Source organism: Legionella qingyii (assembly GCF_003184185.1).
Genome location: NZ_QHJG01000028.1, coordinates 15,323 through 33,873, shown reverse-complemented (window position 1 = coordinate 33,873; position 18,551 = coordinate 15,323). Strand labels below are relative to the sequence as shown.

Genomic DNA, 18,551 nt, shown 5'->3' with positions numbered 1-18,551 from the left:
TTAAAAAATTTCTTTTATAACAATGGACGCCTCACGCAATTCAATCGTATCGGTGTCGTTTTTATTCGCTGCAGATTGATCTTTGGGTTCCGCATATGGTGATTCAGGAGGCACTAAATCCTTATCTGATACCTCATGCGCCAGTGTTTCAAATTGATGGATTTTTTTAACGTCATCATTTCTTTGAGGATTATTTTGAACCATCAATGCACGGTGATTTACTTTTTCCAATGCATCAAAATTGATAGTTCGCTCAATAAGAGGTACGCAAATTTCTTTACGCTCAATGTATTGGTTTTTCAAACGGGTAATGGGATGATTGCCTACCAACCGAACATAGCACTCCATATCATCAAGAGTCATAATATCGCCCTCTTCGACCGTATTTCGCTTGGTACGTTGCGAGCCCACCGTATTCCCATCACGAACAGAATCAGGACCATAAGACTGACTTTCTTTCATCTCATTAATCACTTGTGGGCCTAAGTCTTCGGAAACCCACTTAGCGACTTTCGATTTTGGACTCCTAAAATAAATGGAAGTATTGAGTAGATCCGCAATGGCTCCGGCTTCATGGGTTCCATAAATAAAATCTAATTGCGCAATGGATTGAATGCCGATGGCAACACACCCACCAAATTTACGAATGTCTGCCAGAGTGTCTGAAATGGTTTCTAAACGATGCAGGCTCGCTAATTCATCCATGACAAGCCATATACGCCCTTTATTATTAGCCACCAAGGATTGCACTCCTTGCATAGCAAGTCCTAACCATAAAGAGATTAAAGGCTTTATTTCTTTATGGTATTTGGAGCGTGACGTAATAAATAACCACCCTTTATTGTACTTTTTAGGATCGGCTGTATTTTCAATCCACTCTTTAATCGAAAAATCTTCTTTACCCGACTTTTCAAGTCCCTCAAGAAAGCGCAGCGCCTTTGTGTACGTAGCCAGAACCGATTTGATGGAAATGGCCGTTTTTTCAATTTCCTTACTCACCAGATTTTCAGATTCAGTCCCTTTGAGAATATTCCTGATTTCCTCCAAGGAAGTAGTAAGTAATAATTGAAGAAGAAACACGGGATCTTTTTCTGCATAATCCCTGATTTTCCATGCCATCGAGGTGAAAATGGTTCTTGCTGAGTCTACCCAAAACGGATCGCTGCCTTGAACTGATTTAGGAATTAAATAGGTGGCAAACGAACCAAACTCCAACGGATTAGCACATTCTCGCCACATTTTCCAATTGGCGCATAATTTTGAAACGGGATTAAGTTCCACATCAATGCGCTCATCAAAGAAATAAGGTTTAATGGTGCATTCTTTATCATAAATGATTGCCGGTTCGCCCAGTGCCCTAATTTGCTCCAAAAGCATCATCATGGCTTGGGTTTTTCCAGCACCTGTTGTGCCGTGAAACAACATCCCTTGCTTTTCAGAATACTTAGGCATAGGTAAGCGATTCAACAGTTTAATTTCTGAAGCACCACGTTGTGATTCGTTGACTGATTTGATGGTTTCTTTAGGCGAGTCAGCCAAGCGCGTACCGGAAACAAACTGATCTTTGGTGTATTTTTCACCTAATTTAATAAAGAAGCGAGAAAATAACAGCGTAATCAACAGATACACCGCCCCACCAAAAATCAAAGAAATTTGCGATTTTCGCCAAAGAGCCTCTTGAGCCAGATGTACAGAGGCTTGAATAAGAGGGCTTTTTTGATAAAAAAGCGCTGTGATTTTACTCCCATTGAGGTTAGTCCATAACACATACTCCCCATTATGGAATTTCACGAGAAACCGTGAAATGTGGTGAAGCGCCACCAGTTTTAATTCAGAAGAGGCATAAAACACCATAATCAGCGAAAAAAGCACGACAAAACCTAAGACAGCCCAGTGAAAAATACGGTTACTCACCTGAATCATCATTTTGGTTTTATAATCAAAAATCTGTCCGCCACTCATAAATTGCCACATATTTTGCAAGGAGCTTTGTTTCATGATTCTAAATCCGCCCTACTAAGTACACGTGTTTGCTTATTCATAACGCCCTTCCTTGTACCAACGATCATTGTCCACATAATCCTGTTTTTGTTGTGCTTGCCGATGTGCTAAGTCCGCTTCAGATGTCTTAATCTCCTGTTTTGTACTGCTCTCTTGGTGTTGGTAGGCTTTCGATAAATCTTCTCGATTATCCATACGCAGATCGTGCGCTTGCTGGATGGTGTTGTCTTGCACCTGGCTTAAATGCCGCTCTAGCGATTTATTTAAAACGCCTCCAGAACCCTCCTGATGGGCTTGTTTGATGAGTGCTTTTTGATGGGTATTCATCGAAGCACGTTGCGCTTCAAATTGGTTTTTCACCTGCTCAGGTGATGAGTGCATCATACGGCTTACTTGCTCTTTGACTGCCGATTGTCCTTGGGAAGAGCTCATAAATTGATCGGCCAATTGTTGTTGTGCGCTCAAACTTGAAGTATCGGTTCCCATCAATGCTTTTTCTACCTGGACCCCATGATGCTGCACCGCCCAATCATGAAACGCCTGATCCAATACTCTATCCATACCGTCGGAGTGTTCTTTCACACGATTAGCCATGTGCTGATAATGTTCACCCTTACTGTATTCAGCTGAGGCCATATCCGATAAAGCATGTCCTTGGGATAGGTTGGCTGCGATTTGTTCGGATTTTGACAAATTAAACGAATCATTGGCATCCAAATGGTGCGTCTTGGCTGTAGACTCCATGTGGCTCCATGCGCTAGAGAATGATTGACCTTCACTGGAGTTAAAAAAGGCTTGCACCGAGTTAGAGGCAGACAAGCCTGTTTTCAAACTCGTGCTCGCTTCTCCAGAAATGCCCGTGACCGCATGGGTAAACGATCCAAATACCCCTCTGCGTGTATCAATTCTGGCCGAAACCGCCGCATCCCAAGACACCTGCCCAGATTTGTCATGATGTTGATTGTATTGGTTAACCGCATCGTGCATTTGACGAATATCTTGATTCAAAGCGTTACTGAGAGTTCTATTAATCCCCGTTCCTTCGCGCACCTCGCTGGCATCGCTTTCATTAAATTGAGAAAGCCCACTCAAGGCTTGCTGGTAATGAGAATCAGCACTGGTTCGATGCGACTGGGCATTTTGGAAAGATTGGCTTGCACTGTCTTGTAATGAGGAGCTGATTCTGTCGGATGCGTGTAATCGCGTTGCCATCTGACTCATCGCAGACTGTGCGTTAATCACGCGTGACCCATCCATTCCTTGCGAAAGCAAGGCACCGTTATCCGCTTGAACAGTAGCTCGCCCTTCCATATGCTGATAATTGGTATCCCATTTGTTCGCATGCGTGTTGTTGTAGTTCATGTTCCAACCACTGTAAGAGGCCATCGAAATATTACCTTGTGTGACTGATTGCGCTTCTCCTGTCGATAACGATTGCGCCATGCCTCCCAGATGTTGAGACGCAGCACTTAATAAATTAGGTAAGCCTTTGGCAATAAACAGGGAAATCACGGGCACACTAATAGCCAAGCCCCCTGCCGTATACGCAAAGCTACTTTGAATACTGGCGATGGAATCAATGGTTGAAAAAGTGACCCCACCATTTTTAGAACCAAATAAAGTTAGTGTGGTAGAGGACGCTAACGACACAAAAAAATGAATAATGATAAACATCGGAGGCCAAGACCATAAAAACACTTGGGTTTGCATGTAGATCATGTATACCCCATGCATGGCGGGCACCAGCGCTAATAACATCACTAAAGGGAAAATACACAGTGTCAGCATCCAAAAGACGGTCATATAATAAGGAAGCCGATATCCAGCAAGCCAAAAACTATTCGCTTCAGCCACATGCATTTTTTGCAGACTGGAGCTGTTGGTATAATTCATCAGCTCCGCATCCGCACCAGCAAAAGCAAAGGCATCAAGGGCTGATTCTCGGGTGGCATTGATTAAAATATTTTGCGTAAGGACATTGGCCGCATCTTTGGACACGTTCATAAAGTAGGAATGGGCGGCCGCCAAACCATCACTAAACTTTTCTTTATCACCCTTGGTCATAATATTCGATAAATGAACGAGTTGTTTTTCTATTCCCTCATTAAGTTGTGGTTTTAAACGTGCTGCTGCCTCAATACAGCTCAAATTAGTACCATCATGAAATAGGACACGATAAATGGGGGATGGATGCTCAAAATAAAGGCGAATTAAATCGGAGCTGTGCTTCAATTCATGAGGTGATATTTGTTGGCTGCCTAAAAGCTTTGCTGAAAAAATACATTGCCTGATGTAAGTGGATAAATCACGAGAAAGCTCTGGTGACAGAGATAAATCAGAACTAGTCGCAGCCAAAAAAGTGCGCGATCCGAACAACATTCCTGTTCTTGTATAATCTAAATCCTGGGGCATGTGTAATATGTTGCTAGATACTTTAGTAAGCCCATATCCGATACCACTAATTAGTGCCGCAGGCAGCCCAACGCCTAATGGCACATTATCTACGGTTAGTGCAGGTCCCGCCGAATCAGCCGTTTGCATGTCAATGATAGCAACCGGCGTTTTGATGCCTAAAATGCAAAACAAAAAGACAAAAGTACACAAAACATAACGACTAATGGCTTGAATTCTTTTACCACTGACGTATTGAAACCCGACCACTCCTACAGCAAGAATACTCACAATGTCCTGAGCCGATTTGTAAGTTGAGGTGCCAAGCAGCGTCACCATAGCATCCAGCACTGTTTTGAGATACTCGCCATTTTGTGGTGTATAAATGGTTAAAAGACTCATTGTGCGTCTCCATAATAGGCAGTTCTTAAGGTGGGTGTTAAAGCACTTAATGCTTGTTTGACGTTATTGCGGATTAATTCATTCGTCTGTAAAGCCGCATTAAACCGCTCACGACTTTCCGTGCTAAACCGCGCCACAAACTGTTGTGCCGTCTGCAGATTTTTATATAAACGCTCTTCATTGTGAGCGCCGAGTTCTTTTCCTGAGAGCGAAGCGCGAATAATATCGAGGGAATTGGAAAGGTATTGCGCCAATAAATCGGTTGCAACACTTTGAGCCAGCTCATAACTGCCTTGAATACCTGTGTTTTGTTGCGCATTGGCAGAAATAAGATTAAAAACTGCAGGTTGTGTTAACTCAATCAGCCCCTTTTGCTTATCTGATAACTCTTTTCCCATTTTAATGCTGTCATAAATCCCTTGCAGTAATTCTTGGACTTGAGCCACTAAGGCTTTTTTGGCACTGATTTCTTGTGTGCTTGTAGCATCAATGGATAAGCAATGCGACTGTGGCCCTGTATCAGTACAGTGGTAACTAGGTAACTTTCCTCCATACAACAAGACTTTAATAAAATCTTGATTGGTTGCAAGCGATGGGTAAGTCATTAACGCCCCTTTCGCGTTAAAGACAATGGTTCCTGAAATGGACATGTACACTTCGGCTAACTTAGGATCTTGTGCAATAAACTGATTAATTTGTAAGGAGTCCCAAACAATATTGGTGTTAATTAACACACGGTCTTTATATTCAGGATTATTTTTAGCCTCAGCCAATATGGAATCAGCTTCACCACCTGTGGAACATTTCTGACGTGCCATGGCCCAATCCGTAAAGGTTCCTTTGTGGCGACCCAAATCTTCGCAAAGACGCTGTTGTGCCGCCCTATTTCGCGGCCACACCGCAGCACTTAAATTTTCACCCATTTCACAGGAATTAAAATTGGTGCCATTAATTTCATTCGCCAGTTTTTGCATAAACTGCATCGCATGCGCAATTTCAGGAAGCTCGGTTTCTAAGGCCAGGTTTAATGCGTAACCTGCTCCTCCCGATAAGATATTTTGCATGAACTTCACAATCTGATCCGACTTGATGAAGGAAAAACCGCCTGCGAAGAGATCAATACCACCACAACCAGAGCGCATTCCAGGTACATCCACATGCGCAAGACGGATGGTACGTACTTGATTACGGGCATACACCGAACCAAGAGCCGCATAACCCGCTGCTTGAGTTTGATAGGCATGTGAGCCCGTCACATTGGCATCAAACCCCAAATTATTAAAAAAATGGGATAAATCGGATTCTGCGTTCGCAAAGAGCTGACTGGTTCCTAACAACAATAAGGCAGCAACAGTTTTTTTAAACATATTCATCTCGCAAAGTAGTGAATCTATTCATCATGAAATTTCTCCTCCAAATGCGTCATGAGTTCATCCAAGCGGTTTGCAAGTTGTGCAGGCTGTGCCTCACCAAACAACACAGCATACGCTTGGTTCGTAGGACGATTCACGAGGTACAGGGCAGGCACTACGGGCTTGTATTCGCCAGATACATATAAGGTTTGAAACAACTCAGGCGTTAAATTGGCTGAATCAAATCCATCTAAAGACTCGCCATCCAAACTGTAGGCCTCCACAGGAATATGAAAACTGGATGCAAAATCACGAAGTATGGGCGCAAATTGATGGCAATGAGGGCAGGTGGAGCGGTATATAAAAATAAAGTAATGTTGCTCCGACAGCGCATTGATTCTTTTGTTCTTGGTGCGCGTCAATTCCTCTTGCTCTTGTTTTTTATTTAAAAGTTGGGTTAATTCATCCAATGCCACATTTGCAAAAGAATGCGTACTAATAAGGAATAGTAGAATTAAAAAGAATCTTTTTTTCATTCAATCACTCCTTCATAACTAAATCGTTTAAACTGCGTCATCACATCAAAAATGCGCTGTTTCAACTCTTCTAAAGATAAAAACCCATAAGACACAGGCGACATCTTATTGCTCTTTAAATCCACGAAATAAAGCGCAGGCATGTACTTCGCCTCAAGTGCTACTTGTTTTTGAACCGTTTCCAAAGGAATTGATTTAGGATTAGGAAGCCCATCAATGAGTTGGCCATCCGTACTGACTGAAATCATGGAAAAACCATATTCTTTAATAAAGGGCAGTAAATGCACGACCATTTTTTGTGAAATAGAGCTCGTGCCACGATAAAATAAGATAAAACCGAAACGCACACTGCTTTCATGAATAACTTTGTTGATTAATACTTTTTGTGCATCATTACGTACCGCAATCGCTGAGTTATCGGTTGGAAAATTCAGCGTGCTATCCAATTCAGGATGGATCAATAAGACTTGTTGCCAATAGCGCACAAATTGTTGATTATTTTTTGAATAATCCATCTGCGCTTTCATATACTCGTGCGTTGCATTAAAAGATGGCGCAATCAAAGCCTCTGCCAGTTTATTCAGAGTTTCCTTACGTTTATCCATTAAACGCTCATAAGGAGATTTCGCAACCGTTGCAGGTCGTGGCTGTACTATTTTTTTAATCGGTTTGGGCTGTTCTTCAACGCTATACCAATGAAAGCCTTTTGCATGCTCCTGAACAATATCTGCATGAAGCGACGTCCCGACCAACCCCCATACCAACAGCATCAACAGGCGACTCATAATTCACCTGCCTTTTTTTGCATTCTTCGGGTGACTTCATCAATGGACTTTTTAGGATCTTGAGATTTAATCTTTAGATCACCTGCAATCCCTGCCGCTTTATTAGGTATCCCATGACCAAAGGGATAAATAGGTGTTACAAAATCAACCCGCCCCAAATCCATTTTCTGCAGTTCTGCCACACTCATTCCTGCACAGGTTGGATGCTCTGCATCACCCAAACCACGGGCATTCACTTGTGTAAGACGGGCCTCTTGGATAATTCGGGCCATTTTGCTTGGAAAGACACAATAAGAGCGTTTATGTTCTAAACAAACCCCAGCCACTTTTTCACTACAATATTCGCCTAGATAATGAGCCACATAATTTAATTTAGCGCGCCCCAGCGCTTTATCTTCCTCACGACAATGAAGCAAATCAATGTCTTTTCCCCATCCTTTATCATGGCAACAATCAATAAGATCCAAGGGCCATATTTTGCATTGCACGGCTTGTCCGCCAAAAAGAGACGCATTCGGTTGTTGGCTTAATTCATGCCCCGCTTCTCCTACAACTGCTAAAGAAGAAACGCTTTGCCCAAAATCACTGTTTTGAGTTTGGGAATGCTCCGTGCACTCACCATCAGCGCAAAATAAGTCTTTAATGCATTCAATAGGGGCTTCACACACATTTTCCTGGCAACTGTACGTCTGCTTATACAAAGCACAAGTTTGCTCATCAAAACGCGCACATTCTGATGCTGTTTGGAAACACCCTTTGTTTTTCTGTGCGAGGCATTCATCAGCGGCAGCACTGGAACAAGAATACGTCAATTCTTTTGCCCAACACGCACGAGATATGGGAAGACCATCAATTACTTTAGGGGACTGAGTATCCGTGCATTTTTCTTTTTTGATTCGACACAGCGACCCCTTATTTTCAAAGCTCGTACAATGATTATCCCAATACTCTTGACTAATGTAGGGTTTGGAGTGTGCTGTGACCGTCAAAGCAACTTGAATGGGATAGACTCGTCCCCATCCTTTATTAATATAAAAGGTCAATAACCCATTATTCGCACACGTTGGAGTGCCAATTACCTGAACCCAATAAGCATTCGCACCATTATTTCGTATCGAATGAATGGTGACACTCATGCCATCACAAGGATGCTTCATTCGAATGGGATAAGGAACCGAGCCGCCCACAGCATTAGTGATTGCTCCAGTCACCAAATTTACGGTAATCACTCCGGTCCATTTTTTAGCAACATAAAACGAAAAATCAGCGCGTTGCACTACTTTTTCAGAAGCCACCAGGACCTTAAGGTTCTGGGAGCAAGTTTGATCGGGCAATGAACGAGAGCTGAAACATTGTTCTTCATGCGTCTTCATCGTGCAGAGAGGCTTTTGATTCGAGCATTGAATGCGATCATTGGATTGTCCATGCGTAATCGCATAACTTTCAGCCTGAATCAACTGGGATTGAGCCAATACGGAATTGGCTTGATTGAGTTCAAATTTGTTTGTTCCAAAATGATCAATAACGGTTTGAGCACCAGGATCATTTTTAATCGCCGCATTAGCCTGAGTTGATAAATCCGTTTGTTCCTTTTGAACCCCTTGATAATATCCTTCTTGTGCGGGATGCTCTGAATACTTTTCAAAAATCGCTTGAGGTTCAAACCCACGCATAGCCTCTTTGGGTTGGGCATTTAACGATTTAGCATACTTTTTAAAACCGTTAAAATCGGTCCCTGTTTGATTCGCAAAACAACCCATAGAAAGTAGTGCCATCAACACACCCCACTTAAGCATTAGCATTCTCCAAAAGAGCCTGCGCCACCTCATTGGCACTATCACCTTTCTGCGCTATGAGTTGTAAACTGTTTTTTATAGACGCATTGCCATACACCACATCATAAGTCTGTTCAGGACAAAGTAATTGCTGCCCACAAGAGCTAGGCCTTTTACTTACAACCAATGCAGGTACTGCAGTAATATGAAATTGTTCAAACCATAAAGGATCAACCGACACCCCATTAAATGCCCATTTGGATTCTTTTGCCTTAGCATGAAGCTTAGAAAACGCCGTAATGGTTTTTTTAAAATCCCCATCAATCAAACCATTAATCACTACTGGAATTTTATAAGAAGCTGCCTCATCGCTCAGTGAAAACAACAAAGATTCGGGCATGGAAAAAGAAACAAATAATACTGCTCCATCAACAGTTTGGCCTTTTTGAGCAACAGGAGTTCCATCGCGTGATTGCTCAATAATTTGATCAATCAAAGTCTTATTTTGGGCAATGGATTGATTGGATGCTGCATTCCAATGCGCCAACGTATCCTGGCTTACTGAATCGTGTGCTGTCTTCCCTGTTGCCGATGCCTCATTAAGAAAATCATTCACATTGGCATGACTTGCTGTGGCTAAAAACAGGCTACTTAAAAAAACTCCAAATGCATTCATGATTCATCCCCATCATTTAAAGAAAACAACAGTTTCTTTTCTTCCAAATCAAAAACCCAAAATTGTCTCCGTCACCTGGATAGGTGTGCCCTGCTTCCCAACTAATCACTGATTGCCCAAACGGATGACATTGACGCGCCTCAGGCAAGGTATTCACTAGCTGATAGCGATAACGATCTTTGGGCATAATGCTCGATGCATAGGTGTGACATACTGCAGGCCAATCTTGGCCTATTGAATCGCGTATCGCAGGTGTTGGTGGTCGATGCAATTTAAAATCAACGCGTTCGGCAAGTAAGGCTGCGGTACTTATGGGACTTGCCTGGTGTGCAACAAAACCCGTTAATGGATACGTAGAGCCTTGTGCACCCTGACACCAAAAAAGGCTGTTCACGGCGGTGCCTGCAAGTGCTTTACTCGCATCAAAGGCACAAGAAGCTCGTGCAGGAGGCGAAGTAAATAAAACAGCTTCAGGATTTAGAACAAAAGCCAGTTCGGAGTCATTCCAGGTGGGGTCTAACTCTGATGGATATAAGATGTCAAAATCTTCCGTTTCCATACACCCTAAGGACGTTAACACCTGCAGCCAATACACCAGAGGGTATTTGTACCAATGAACGTAATAGAACGCACCTCGCCCATCCACCTCTGGCATCTGGGAGCCGCCTAACCCTTTTTTTGTAACATTCAGCTGCACACCTAAATTGACCATGCACCAGGGTTTCGGTGTCACATCAACCAAAGCAGCAGGCTCCCAATAACCAGTGGTGACGCCTAAACGCTCGCCAATGGGCGTGGGGCATAAGCACAAAGGATTGCCTGGATTGTTTGTATCAGGATAACTGCTCTTAACCACCTCACTGCTGCCAATGGTGAGTGGAAACAAACAATTCCAGCAGACATCAGTAATTGGATTAACAAAGTGCCCTTTGCATTGAGACGCATAAACAAAGCTTGGCGAGCTCAATAAAAACAGCACCATGAATCGAGCAATCAACGTTTTTTTATTCATAGTACTTACTCCTATTTGCGTAACTCGTGTTGTCCAATTTCTTGAATACGCCAAACCAATCTCTTCTGGCTGACCACAGAAGGCACATGCTTTAAGTGAAAATAACTACTCAAGCGTCCTTCCAAATCAAAATATACCGAACCCAAAACTTCGGAAGCCGCCTTAACATCCCCTCCGGTTAAAATAAATTTAACCTGGTCAAAATGCGTGTAATGCGCTTTGACCCAAGCAAGTTGCTTTGGATCATCGGCATCGAAAAAAAACAGCGTTTTAGAAAAAGACACATGTTCAAAAGGATTAAGATGCGTCCCTTTCTTAGCAATCACCGTCCCATCATGGGCATAAAGCGTTTGGTTCACGACGATACTTGGATCTAATTCATGCGTTTGAGGAGTCGTTGTCGTGGGTAAATGAAGAGGCTTGGGTCTTCTTACGTGCTCCTCCACTCGCGCCACTATTTTTTGTTGATGCTGTTTCAAGGCGCCTGATTGTTCTAAGCGATGCAGCTTCGTCATGATGACCTCGCGGATGTCTTTCTCAACCACAGGAAAAAGCTGGCCGTAATTGCCTAAGTTTTTGGCATACACCGGAGCAACGTTCATTAAAATTGCCACAACCAACCCCGCTACGTTCTTCATAATGCACCCTGCTGGTCCAAGGTTGCGGCAATCACCTCATCCGTCACATCAAACCGTCCACTGGAAATCACTGTTGCAGTGATTAGGGTTACATGATGAGAAGCCCCATACTGTGATAAGACCTGAGGCAACAACGACGAATACTGCTTTAATATCTTTTTTTGTTCCTGTTCTGATAAGTTACTTTGACTCAATAAAACTGCAGGCTGATTAAGTAAGCGCTGCATATCCACGACAGCAATCAGTGTAGGCTTGTGCAAGCCCCATAACACCATGCCAGACAAGATTAGAACCGCTAGAATTAAGAGTTGAGCCTTATAATTACGCAGCATCGGCAAGCCCTCCTTCTACCAACACGTTTTTGGATAAATCATAATGTTTGTTAGCTACCAGCATCGCGGCATGAATGTATGAATACCCTTGCTCGATGTAATTCATTACTGCTTGATAATCACGTCCATCAGAAGACAATAAGACCTTCGTAAACGGATCAACAAAAAGCCGATGAAAGGAAGAAATGCCGTCTGCACGAACAAGAACTTGCGAAAATCCAGCATCCTTCGCTTTAGGAAAACCAGAAAGTAATTTAAATTCAAAATCAGAAAACGTGTTATGCTCCTGTTGGTGCTTGATGAGGGAGTCTCCATCTTGAAGAAAAATGAGTTTGATTGCCGAGTTTTCCCAAGCAGCACGTGCTTCAGGAAATGCGTAGTAATCATCAATACCTTGCGTGATTGTTACAAAGGACGCATTATGCCGCCGTCCAGTACGAAACCCTCGATTAATGAAATTCACTGCAATTTGATCACCAGAGAATAAAGACCAGGCCTCATCAATAATGCACATTTTTTGACGGCTGCGATCGGAATTAAACATCCGGCCTTGAAACTGAGACAAAATAGACAGCAATACCGGTGCACGAATGTGTTCATCGTCCTCAATTTCTTTTAAATCCACGACAATAATGCGGGCATCAGGCGCTAATTTAGAGGGTGCATTAAAAACAGTACCGTGCTCTGAATGAGTGCAATAGGGATCAAGATTTTTCGCCAGAATTTTCCCTGTAGGGTATTTTTCTCGGTCGTTTTGATGCAATTCCAAAAGCTTACTTTGAACGTTGTCAATTAACGTGGTTTGTTGATGTTCAGAAAACGCCTGCAGTATGGCCTCACGTAACGTCCCGCGATCATCATCACTGGCTCCATCCTTAGCGCACGCTAATAATTGAAACAAGGAAAGAATATGCTGTATTTCTTTGCCAATATTCGTGACATGAGTAAAGGGATTCATTGCCAAATTGGAGTATTCCAAATACACGCCACCTAAAGCATGGCATAACTTCTTATAACTTCCTCCAACATCGACAATAAAGAGATCCCCTCCGTTGAACAGCACGTTGAGCATCAGCATTTGTATAAAAAAACTCTTTCCCCCGCCTGAGGTGCCGGTCACAGAAATGTTGTAGTTTGTGCCTAGCTTCCCTGAGAACGGATCAATACAAGAAAATTGATTACGTAATGTCGGCAATAAAATACCCGATCCCGTCCCTGACCAATCTGACAAAAGTGGCATGTATTGAGTCGCATTCCATGAGGAAATAGGCCACATCATCGTGGGTAGTTGAAATCCTTTTTGGAGATGGTTCGTAAATAAAAAAGGCAATGTTGCCAAAAAATAAGGGGTTTGCATCCTGCGGCTTAACGCAAGCTTAATACCGTTATAAGAAAAACAAGTACGGGCTGCCTCCACATCTCGGGCATATTCAGCACGTCTGGAAAACAACACGACGTTATAGAGCATCTTACAAGAACGTGTCTTTCCTGAAGCCAAATCATCACGAAAATGACGCCATTCACGTGCTTTTCTTTCTGTCCCTGCCACATGCAACGCATAATCGCTCTTCGCTTTTTTATCCAAATCACTCGTTTTGCGATTCGCACGCCCTTGAGCTTTATTTTGTTCGGCAACCAGGTAGGTCACAGAAATAATGTGATTACAGGGAATGCTTTGCTCAGGATTAAAAATATTGGCGCTGTTATTAATATTATCCCAAAGATGGTATTCACCTGGTAAACCATCGATGGTCATCACGGAAGCCACCGTTTCAAAGGCCATTCCTTGATTATTAACCCCTTTAAAAAGTAAGCCTTCTTTGGCCACCTCTACATCAAAATCACGGCCAACCACCTGATGTTGAATGAGTGTTTTTGGATCATAAGAGGATATTTTTGGGTAAATATTATCGGGTTCATGAGCCAGATAAAAATGAAGTAAACGTAATAACTCTTCAGCATTACAGGTTCTAAAACCAATTTTGGCTGACATGAGCGAGGCTTCAAAGGCAATACGAAATTGAGCAAAGCAGGCTTTAGCGTCTTCCTCATTTTTTCCCTTGATTTTATCAACAACGATATAACATTCGGTTTGTGTAATTCGAGGATTGACATTGGTATTGGTTTTAAATCCATGAACTGCCGCCTCACCATAAAACGAACGCAGACTTTTACCCATCACACTTAATTGCTCAAAATCTGGATTCATGAACTGCTTTGAAAAAACATCCAGCTCAGGCCCCACTTGATTGTGTTTGACTAAGATGAGCTGCAAGGTAAATTCATCAGAAACCTTGGTTCTTAAAATTGAATCCAACTGCTCTGCAATTTTTTCATTCGCACCGGTTAACGGGGTAATGCGGTACAATAAGCCTGTATTCCAGCGATTAATAAATAAATGCGATTCCTCATCATAATATTGATAAGGAAGCTCCTTACAAAAAAGAGGATATTGGTGATCGCCTACATTTAAGGTATTTTGAGAAGACGATTCCTCTTCCCCGTCCACCAAATAATCATCAATTGAATTCCTAAAACCCTGGACGTATTTTTTTAGTGTTGCGAACATAGTTAATCCTAAAAAAGTTTCCGTTTCATTTATTTTGAATAGGCGCTGCAGCCTACACATTGCTCTTGTTGCACGTATTGCCCATCCGGTGTAAATCGCCGCGCATCCACCATCCGATTCACCTGCTCCATGCTTTGGCACCCACCACGCTCGACAAAGGGACAGCGAACATCTTGATGATCAAAAATGGATCGAGAACATCCCGTAAGTGCCACTGCCGAACAACAGAACAAAACAAGCCATGCCTTAACCATGTATGTCTCCTGTAGGATTAACTGTTGAAAAGAGGGGTTGATTAGACATCCCATTCTGATTTAAAAATTGCTGCGCGGTTTGCGTATCGGATTGGAACGTGGACTGTGGGGCTGAAGGCTCACGACTGCCACTCTCCCCTGCTTCACCGCCTGCTCGGCTAATGGTTGTGGTAATTGCAGCCTCATTTTGAGCCGATTGATTATCAATGGATCTACCCGATTCAAACGATTGGTGCGCCCTATCAATCCAAAAACCTTTGGTAAACATGATGGATACACGCCGCCCTGCACGCGCCACCACCAAAGGATGATAAATATCAGCGATTTTCATGATATAGTCGGAGATTTTATTGGCCGGATTACTCACCGCCCCTCCTGCTGCGGATTGCATCAACGTGGAAGCCTGACCATAAGTCGTAATGGTACCTGCGCCTGGATTAATAGTCTGCGCTGTATTGAGGTTTTTAAGCCCATCCCCAAAGCCTGCTAAAATTCCTGCAGCCGCACTGTATTCTAAAAGAGGTTTAGTTTTTAAAATGGATGTACCGCGTAAGTCTTGCATCGCATCCAGGTCATAAACCGCCCCATACACCTTTTGCTCAAAGCTTAAATTAGGTTTCGCACACGAGAGAGTTTCAAGGTGCATCACTACGGCATCATCGGACAAATCCCCATAAGTAGAGACAATAGCCAGACAACCGTTAAGGCGTGAATGGCGGTTATTGGGCATAATGCCATTAGAATCCAAGCGAATGAGTGCCGTTCCCATATTTTTAGCACCATTAATCCCAGCATCCCCTTTAGCTCCGCTCAGTAAAATGCCTTCAGCATGAGTTCCTGCCCAGACGTAATTATCCGGTGTGCGCTCTTCTTTTTGTTGACGGCGGTAATTAAAGTGAACTGTTTCAAGACCCGCTTTGCCATAATAGGCTTTTTCGTCTTGTATGCGTTGTTTATGACGTGCCTCGATTTCTTCACGTGTAGGCGGTCTTGCAGCCACTGCCGCTAAACTGGTTTGGGAGTTTTTAAGCAACGCCACCTGTAGTTTTCCGTTGATTTCCTTATTTTCAAGCGCAAGCTTCTCTAATTGTTTTTGCATGGCGTTTAATAAGGCTTGGTTCTCCGAAACCAAATCGTTTGATTTATTAGGTGTACTCTTTTTATTTTTTTCTACCACCGCTTTAAGTGCATCAATTTGGCGTTGTTGTTTTTCAAGTACCGCTTCATCACTTAATTTGCTAAAGGCACTGTCTAACACCCCATCAAACACCGGTTTTTTATTGGTAGGAAGTGTAGGTTGTGGCTTTGACGAATACAGATAGAATCCATAACACAATCCACCCAACAGCAAAAAAGCCAATCCATTACGAAGCTGCTCTATTTTGGCACTCTGATTAGGATTGGCTTTTTTATTCATTAACTTTTTAAACGATTTCATCATGACACGCTTCCTTATTACCCGATGTTGGATTGTTCACGGTAAATGCCATACAAATAGGCGGTTTGACTGGGCTGCAGCATTTTTTCGGACAACTCCATCGTCATCAATTTGGGGTGTTCGAATAATGTTGGTGTTAATTCCATGGGTTTATTGGATTGATTTTCAATGCGATACACATAGCCAGAAGACTCTTTGCCTCGGACTTGTTTCACCAGGGTTACTTTTAACTGCTTATGCAGCCGAAAGGTTGTGGGTTTTATGCCCACTTCTTGAAAACCGGAAGGTGTAGTTCCCTCCATAAGCGCCGTCATTAAATCACTTTGTTGGTATTGGATCTGCTCTTGCGCCTTTGCATAATCAAACCCTTTTAATTTTTTAGATACTAATTTAATGGTTTTACCTAAATCATCAGTCGGAGAAACGGTGGCTGAAAAATGATGATTGAGATTGGTGGTGAAATAAACGGTTAAGGGAATATGCGCTAAGGGCTTTAAAACCACAGCACCATCCAAATCATCCTCAGATTCTTTGCTTTGTTCTACGATAAAGGAGTGTTCAGGGAAGCTGACTTTAACAATGCGCTCTCCTTCTACATCAATGCGATTAAAATTAAGCGAAGACAAAGACAGCGTAAATCGCTCCCCTTCCTCAAATTTAAATGTGTCTACTGTATTGCCAGCATGCAATGAGGTAGTAAACACGCTACTTAACATGAAGAGTCGAAGTGCGTTCATTGACGGATCTCCTTAATCGCTTTAGGCCACATCATCCCGTTTGAATGAGCAAACTGGACTAAATAAATTTTCTTTTGTGGTTTCACTTCAAGACCATGACTGGTTCGATTTAACGTTCCGTCTACCTTGGCTTGCAGGGTGGATTCATCAATGTGAATGTTCTTTTCATAAAATACGGAACTAATGTTTTTTTCTTTCACAACGGCTGACTCTGAGTCCAGAATGTTTTTGAATGCCTCTTGATGAGATGCAGGAATTAAATGGGCTAGTGAGGCAAATCGGGCAGCAACTGTATCTGGATTGTAGGTTAATCGTAATTGAATGACCTTCTTAGTCATGTCTTTAATGTAAGAAGGAGAAAAAGAAGAATTACTTAAGAAGTACCCGTCCTCGGTACAAATGGGCAGCCAATGCGTTTCTTTATTATTAACGACATGAACGCAAAGCCCACCTAAAATTAACACAGCAAGAGTAGCAGTGACAGCCCAAGCCAATGTCAGATGAAGCAACACTTTATTTTTTGAAAGCACATTGTCACGAAATACACTGTTCATAAACTCACCCCACGTAGATTCGATGCGCGGAATTTGGGAATGACCTAAAAAGAGCTGTCGTCATCGCATGCGGTAAGGACCAATAAATTATTCCCAATAAAATTCGTAGGGGCAGCCCGCCATACTGAACATGCATGATCAAACTTAAAACAGCCCCAATTACAAAAAGCTGCGGCCCTAAACCCACCAGTAATCCGATACCCGTGAGCAAATACACGGGTAATCCTGTGGTCAAAGGAATCCCTGCAATGCGCGGTTCCTCTGACAACATAAAAGTGGAATAGTTATGCGACATAACTTAAGCCCCAATGCGTGAAAATCATAAGTAAAGGCAATCCAACAAACACCCAAGGACTTTTAGTCTTCATCCAGGTAACACCAGCCACGAGTGTTTCACCCGCATATAAATAACCAGGCAAATCCGAGTTTTTACCGAAGGTAGCGCTGACATCTCCTTTCATCGCACTTAAATAATTTTGACCTTCTGCATGCCCCGTGCTGGTAAGGCATAAAACAACAACCCAGCTTAAGACCAACAATGGGACTGACCACTGTATAAGTTCATGAAGCTTGATACTGCTTTTTCTGATTACTGCACTGACATTCATAATGCTCTCCTTTAGTTTGATGAACGTTGATTGAGTGAATCCAATTCGTGAATTGAATGATTTATTTTTTGTGCAAAAGGCCGTGTCATTTTTAATGAACCTCCGTTTTTGGGTAAAGAAATCCCCTGAGCCCCAATTTGTGCTCATTTTTTATTCTTTTTTATTTAATAATTCGCGGTTTTAAAATGAGTTCTTAAACATGAATATTTGAATTGCGCTCATTAAGTACTCCTCTTCTATTGGCTTATTTCTATCTGTCAATGCACTGTTTCATTCTCGATCGGATACATTAAAAACAACTGCTGCCTTCTTAATAATGAATAAGCATATATAGCTGCTTGTGCATGTTTATCAAAATCAAAGCCACCTATGTTTAGAGCTGCCTGCTGCAAACAGGAAATACAACTCTCTAAAATATCAAATACTTCTTGCTCTACATTCATAATGGATTATTTTGATAAGTAATATGGTTATTGAACCATCATTTAAAT

Annotated in this window: 17 protein-coding genes; all 17 read right to left on the bottom strand. The window is 42.4% G+C overall.

The genetic code is table 11. From position 1 onward, the window contains the following. Positions 1–1,998 (bottom strand): type IV conjugative transfer system coupling protein TraD, encoded by a 1,998-nt coding sequence (gene traD, locus DGG96_RS15420; RefSeq protein WP_110143539.1) that lies wholly within the window; start codon positions 1,996–1,998, stop codon positions 1–3. A gap of 36 nt (positions 1,999–2,034) precedes the next feature. Continuing rightward, positions 2,035–4,794: a conjugal transfer protein TraG N-terminal domain-containing protein gene (locus DGG96_RS15415; RefSeq protein WP_110143538.1), complete on the bottom strand. Its 2,760-nt coding sequence runs from the start codon at positions 4,792–4,794 to the stop codon at positions 2,035–2,037. After that, complete coding sequence (locus DGG96_RS15410) at positions 4,791–6,161, bottom strand: conjugal transfer protein TraH (RefSeq protein WP_233590608.1); 1,371 nt, start codon at positions 6,159–6,161, stop codon at positions 4,791–4,793. The genes DGG96_RS15415 and DGG96_RS15410 overlap by 4 nt, the downstream gene beginning before the upstream one ends. Positions 6,162–6,184: 23 nt before the next feature. Further along, positions 6,185–6,682, bottom strand: coding sequence for a type-F conjugative transfer system pilin assembly thiol-disulfide isomerase TrbB (gene trbB / locus DGG96_RS15405; protein ID WP_110143536.1), 498 nt, complete (start codon positions 6,680–6,682; stop codon positions 6,185–6,187). After that, positions 6,679–7,467 carry a type-F conjugative transfer system pilin assembly protein TraF gene (gene traF / locus DGG96_RS15400; RefSeq protein ID WP_110143535.1) on the bottom strand — a complete coding sequence of 263 codons (789 nt, stop codon included), beginning with the start codon at positions 7,465–7,467 and terminating at the stop codon, positions 6,679–6,681. Before traF ends, trbB begins: the two co-directional genes overlap by 4 nt. Continuing rightward, on the bottom strand, positions 7,464–9,263 hold the full coding sequence (traN, locus tag DGG96_RS15395; RefSeq protein ID WP_110143534.1) for a type-F conjugative transfer system mating-pair stabilization protein TraN: 1,800 nt from the start codon (positions 9,261–9,263) through the stop codon (positions 7,464–7,466). Before traN ends, traF begins: the two co-directional genes overlap by 4 nt. Continuing rightward, positions 9,256–9,918 (bottom strand): type-F conjugative transfer system pilin assembly protein TrbC, encoded by a 663-nt coding sequence (gene trbC, locus DGG96_RS15390; protein ID WP_110143533.1) that lies wholly within the window; start codon positions 9,916–9,918, stop codon positions 9,256–9,258. Before trbC ends, traN begins: the two co-directional genes overlap by 8 nt. Before the next feature lie 16 nt (positions 9,919–9,934). Then, positions 9,935–10,930 carry a conjugal transfer pilus assembly protein TraU gene (traU, locus tag DGG96_RS15385; RefSeq protein ID WP_110143532.1) on the bottom strand — a complete coding sequence of 332 codons (996 nt, stop codon included), beginning with the start codon at positions 10,928–10,930 and terminating at the stop codon, positions 9,935–9,937. An 11-nt stretch (positions 10,931–10,941) separates the two neighbouring features. Continuing rightward, a complete protein-coding gene (traW, locus tag DGG96_RS15380) occupies positions 10,942–11,568 on the bottom strand; it encodes a type-F conjugative transfer system protein TraW (protein ID WP_110143531.1) in 627 nt (208 codons plus the stop codon). Next, positions 11,565–11,900 (bottom strand): type-F conjugative transfer system protein TrbI, encoded by a 336-nt coding sequence (gene trbI / locus DGG96_RS15375; RefSeq protein WP_110143530.1) that lies wholly within the window; start codon positions 11,898–11,900, stop codon positions 11,565–11,567. Before trbI ends, traW begins: the two co-directional genes overlap by 4 nt. Then, positions 11,890–14,610, bottom strand: a complete 2,721-nt coding sequence (gene traC / locus DGG96_RS15370) for a type IV secretion system protein TraC (protein ID WP_233590607.1) — start codon at positions 14,608–14,610, stop codon at positions 11,890–11,892. Before traC ends, trbI begins: the two co-directional genes overlap by 11 nt. A 105-nt stretch (positions 14,611–14,715) precedes the next feature. Continuing rightward, a complete protein-coding gene (locus DGG96_RS15360) occupies positions 14,716–16,164 on the bottom strand; it encodes a TraB/VirB10 family protein (RefSeq protein WP_110143528.1) in 1,449 nt (482 codons plus the stop codon). A gap of 14 nt (positions 16,165–16,178) precedes the next feature. Then, entirely contained in the window at positions 16,179–16,898 is a 720-nt protein-coding gene (traK, locus tag DGG96_RS15355; RefSeq protein WP_110143527.1) for a type-F conjugative transfer system secretin TraK, read from the bottom strand. Next, a complete protein-coding gene (locus DGG96_RS15350; RefSeq protein WP_110143526.1) occupies positions 16,895–17,452 on the bottom strand; it encodes a TraE/TraK family type IV conjugative transfer system protein in 558 nt (185 codons plus the stop codon). Before DGG96_RS15350 ends, traK begins: the two co-directional genes overlap by 4 nt. A 4-nt stretch (positions 17,453–17,456) precedes the next feature. Continuing rightward, positions 17,457–17,747 (bottom strand): type IV conjugative transfer system protein TraL, encoded by a 291-nt coding sequence (gene traL, locus DGG96_RS15345; protein WP_019235301.1) that lies wholly within the window; start codon positions 17,745–17,747, stop codon positions 17,457–17,459. Continuing rightward, positions 17,737–18,207 carry a type IV conjugative transfer system pilin TraA gene (locus tag DGG96_RS15340; protein WP_240610466.1) on the bottom strand — a complete coding sequence of 157 codons (471 nt, stop codon included), beginning with the start codon at positions 18,205–18,207 and terminating at the stop codon, positions 17,737–17,739. The genes traL and DGG96_RS15340 overlap by 11 nt, the downstream gene beginning before the upstream one ends. Before the next feature lie 110 nt (positions 18,208–18,317). Further along, positions 18,318–18,503 carry a hypothetical protein gene (locus DGG96_RS15335; RefSeq protein ID WP_004450445.1) on the bottom strand — a complete coding sequence of 62 codons (186 nt, stop codon included), beginning with the start codon at positions 18,501–18,503 and terminating at the stop codon, positions 18,318–18,320. Positions 18,504–18,551 lie beyond the last annotated feature (48 nt).

Coding starts and splice junctions, on each gene's coding strand:
- DGG96_RS15350 (WP_110143526.1), bottom strand. CDS start 17,452: ATGAACAGTGTATTTCGTGACAATGTGCTTTCAAAAAATAAAGTGTTG.
- trbC (WP_110143533.1), bottom strand. CDS start 9,918: ATGAATGCATTTGGAGTTTTTTTAAGTAGCCTGTTTTTAGCCACAGCA.
- DGG96_RS15415 (WP_110143538.1), bottom strand. CDS start 4,794: ATGAGTCTTTTAACCATTTATACACCACAAAATGGCGAGTATCTCAAA.
- traU (WP_110143532.1), bottom strand. CDS start 10,930: ATGAATAAAAAAACGTTGATTGCTCGATTCATGGTGCTGTTTTTATTG.
- traK (WP_110143527.1), bottom strand. CDS start 16,898: ATGAACGCACTTCGACTCTTCATGTTAAGTAGCGTGTTTACTACCTCA.
- traN (WP_110143534.1), bottom strand. CDS start 9,263: ATGCTTAAGTGGGGTGTGTTGATGGCACTACTTTCTATGGGTTGTTTT.
- trbB (WP_110143536.1), bottom strand. CDS start 6,682: ATGAAAAAAAGATTCTTTTTAATTCTACTATTCCTTATTAGTACGCAT.
- DGG96_RS15340 (WP_240610466.1), bottom strand. CDS start 18,207: ATGAGCACAAATTGGGGCTCAGGGGATTTCTTTACCCAAAAACGGAGG.
- DGG96_RS15410 (WP_233590608.1), bottom strand. CDS start 6,161: ATGTTTAAAAAAACTGTTGCTGCCTTATTGTTGTTAGGAACCAGTCAG.
- traD (WP_110143539.1), bottom strand. CDS start 1,998: ATGAAACAAAGCTCCTTGCAAAATATGTGGCAATTTATGAGTGGCGGA.
- traL (WP_019235301.1), bottom strand. CDS start 17,747: ATGTCGCATAACTATTCCACTTTTATGTTGTCAGAGGAACCGCGCATT.
- traF (WP_110143535.1), bottom strand. CDS start 7,467: ATGAGTCGCCTGTTGATGCTGTTGGTATGGGGGTTGGTCGGGACGTCG.
- trbI (WP_110143530.1), bottom strand. CDS start 11,900: ATGCTGCGTAATTATAAGGCTCAACTCTTAATTCTAGCGGTTCTAATC.
- DGG96_RS15335 (WP_004450445.1), bottom strand. CDS start 18,503: ATGAATGTAGAGCAAGAAGTATTTGATATTTTAGAGAGTTGTATTTCC.
- DGG96_RS15360 (WP_110143528.1), bottom strand. CDS start 16,164: ATGATGAAATCGTTTAAAAAGTTAATGAATAAAAAAGCCAATCCTAAT.
- traW (WP_110143531.1), bottom strand. CDS start 11,568: ATGAAGAACGTAGCGGGGTTGGTTGTGGCAATTTTAATGAACGTTGCT.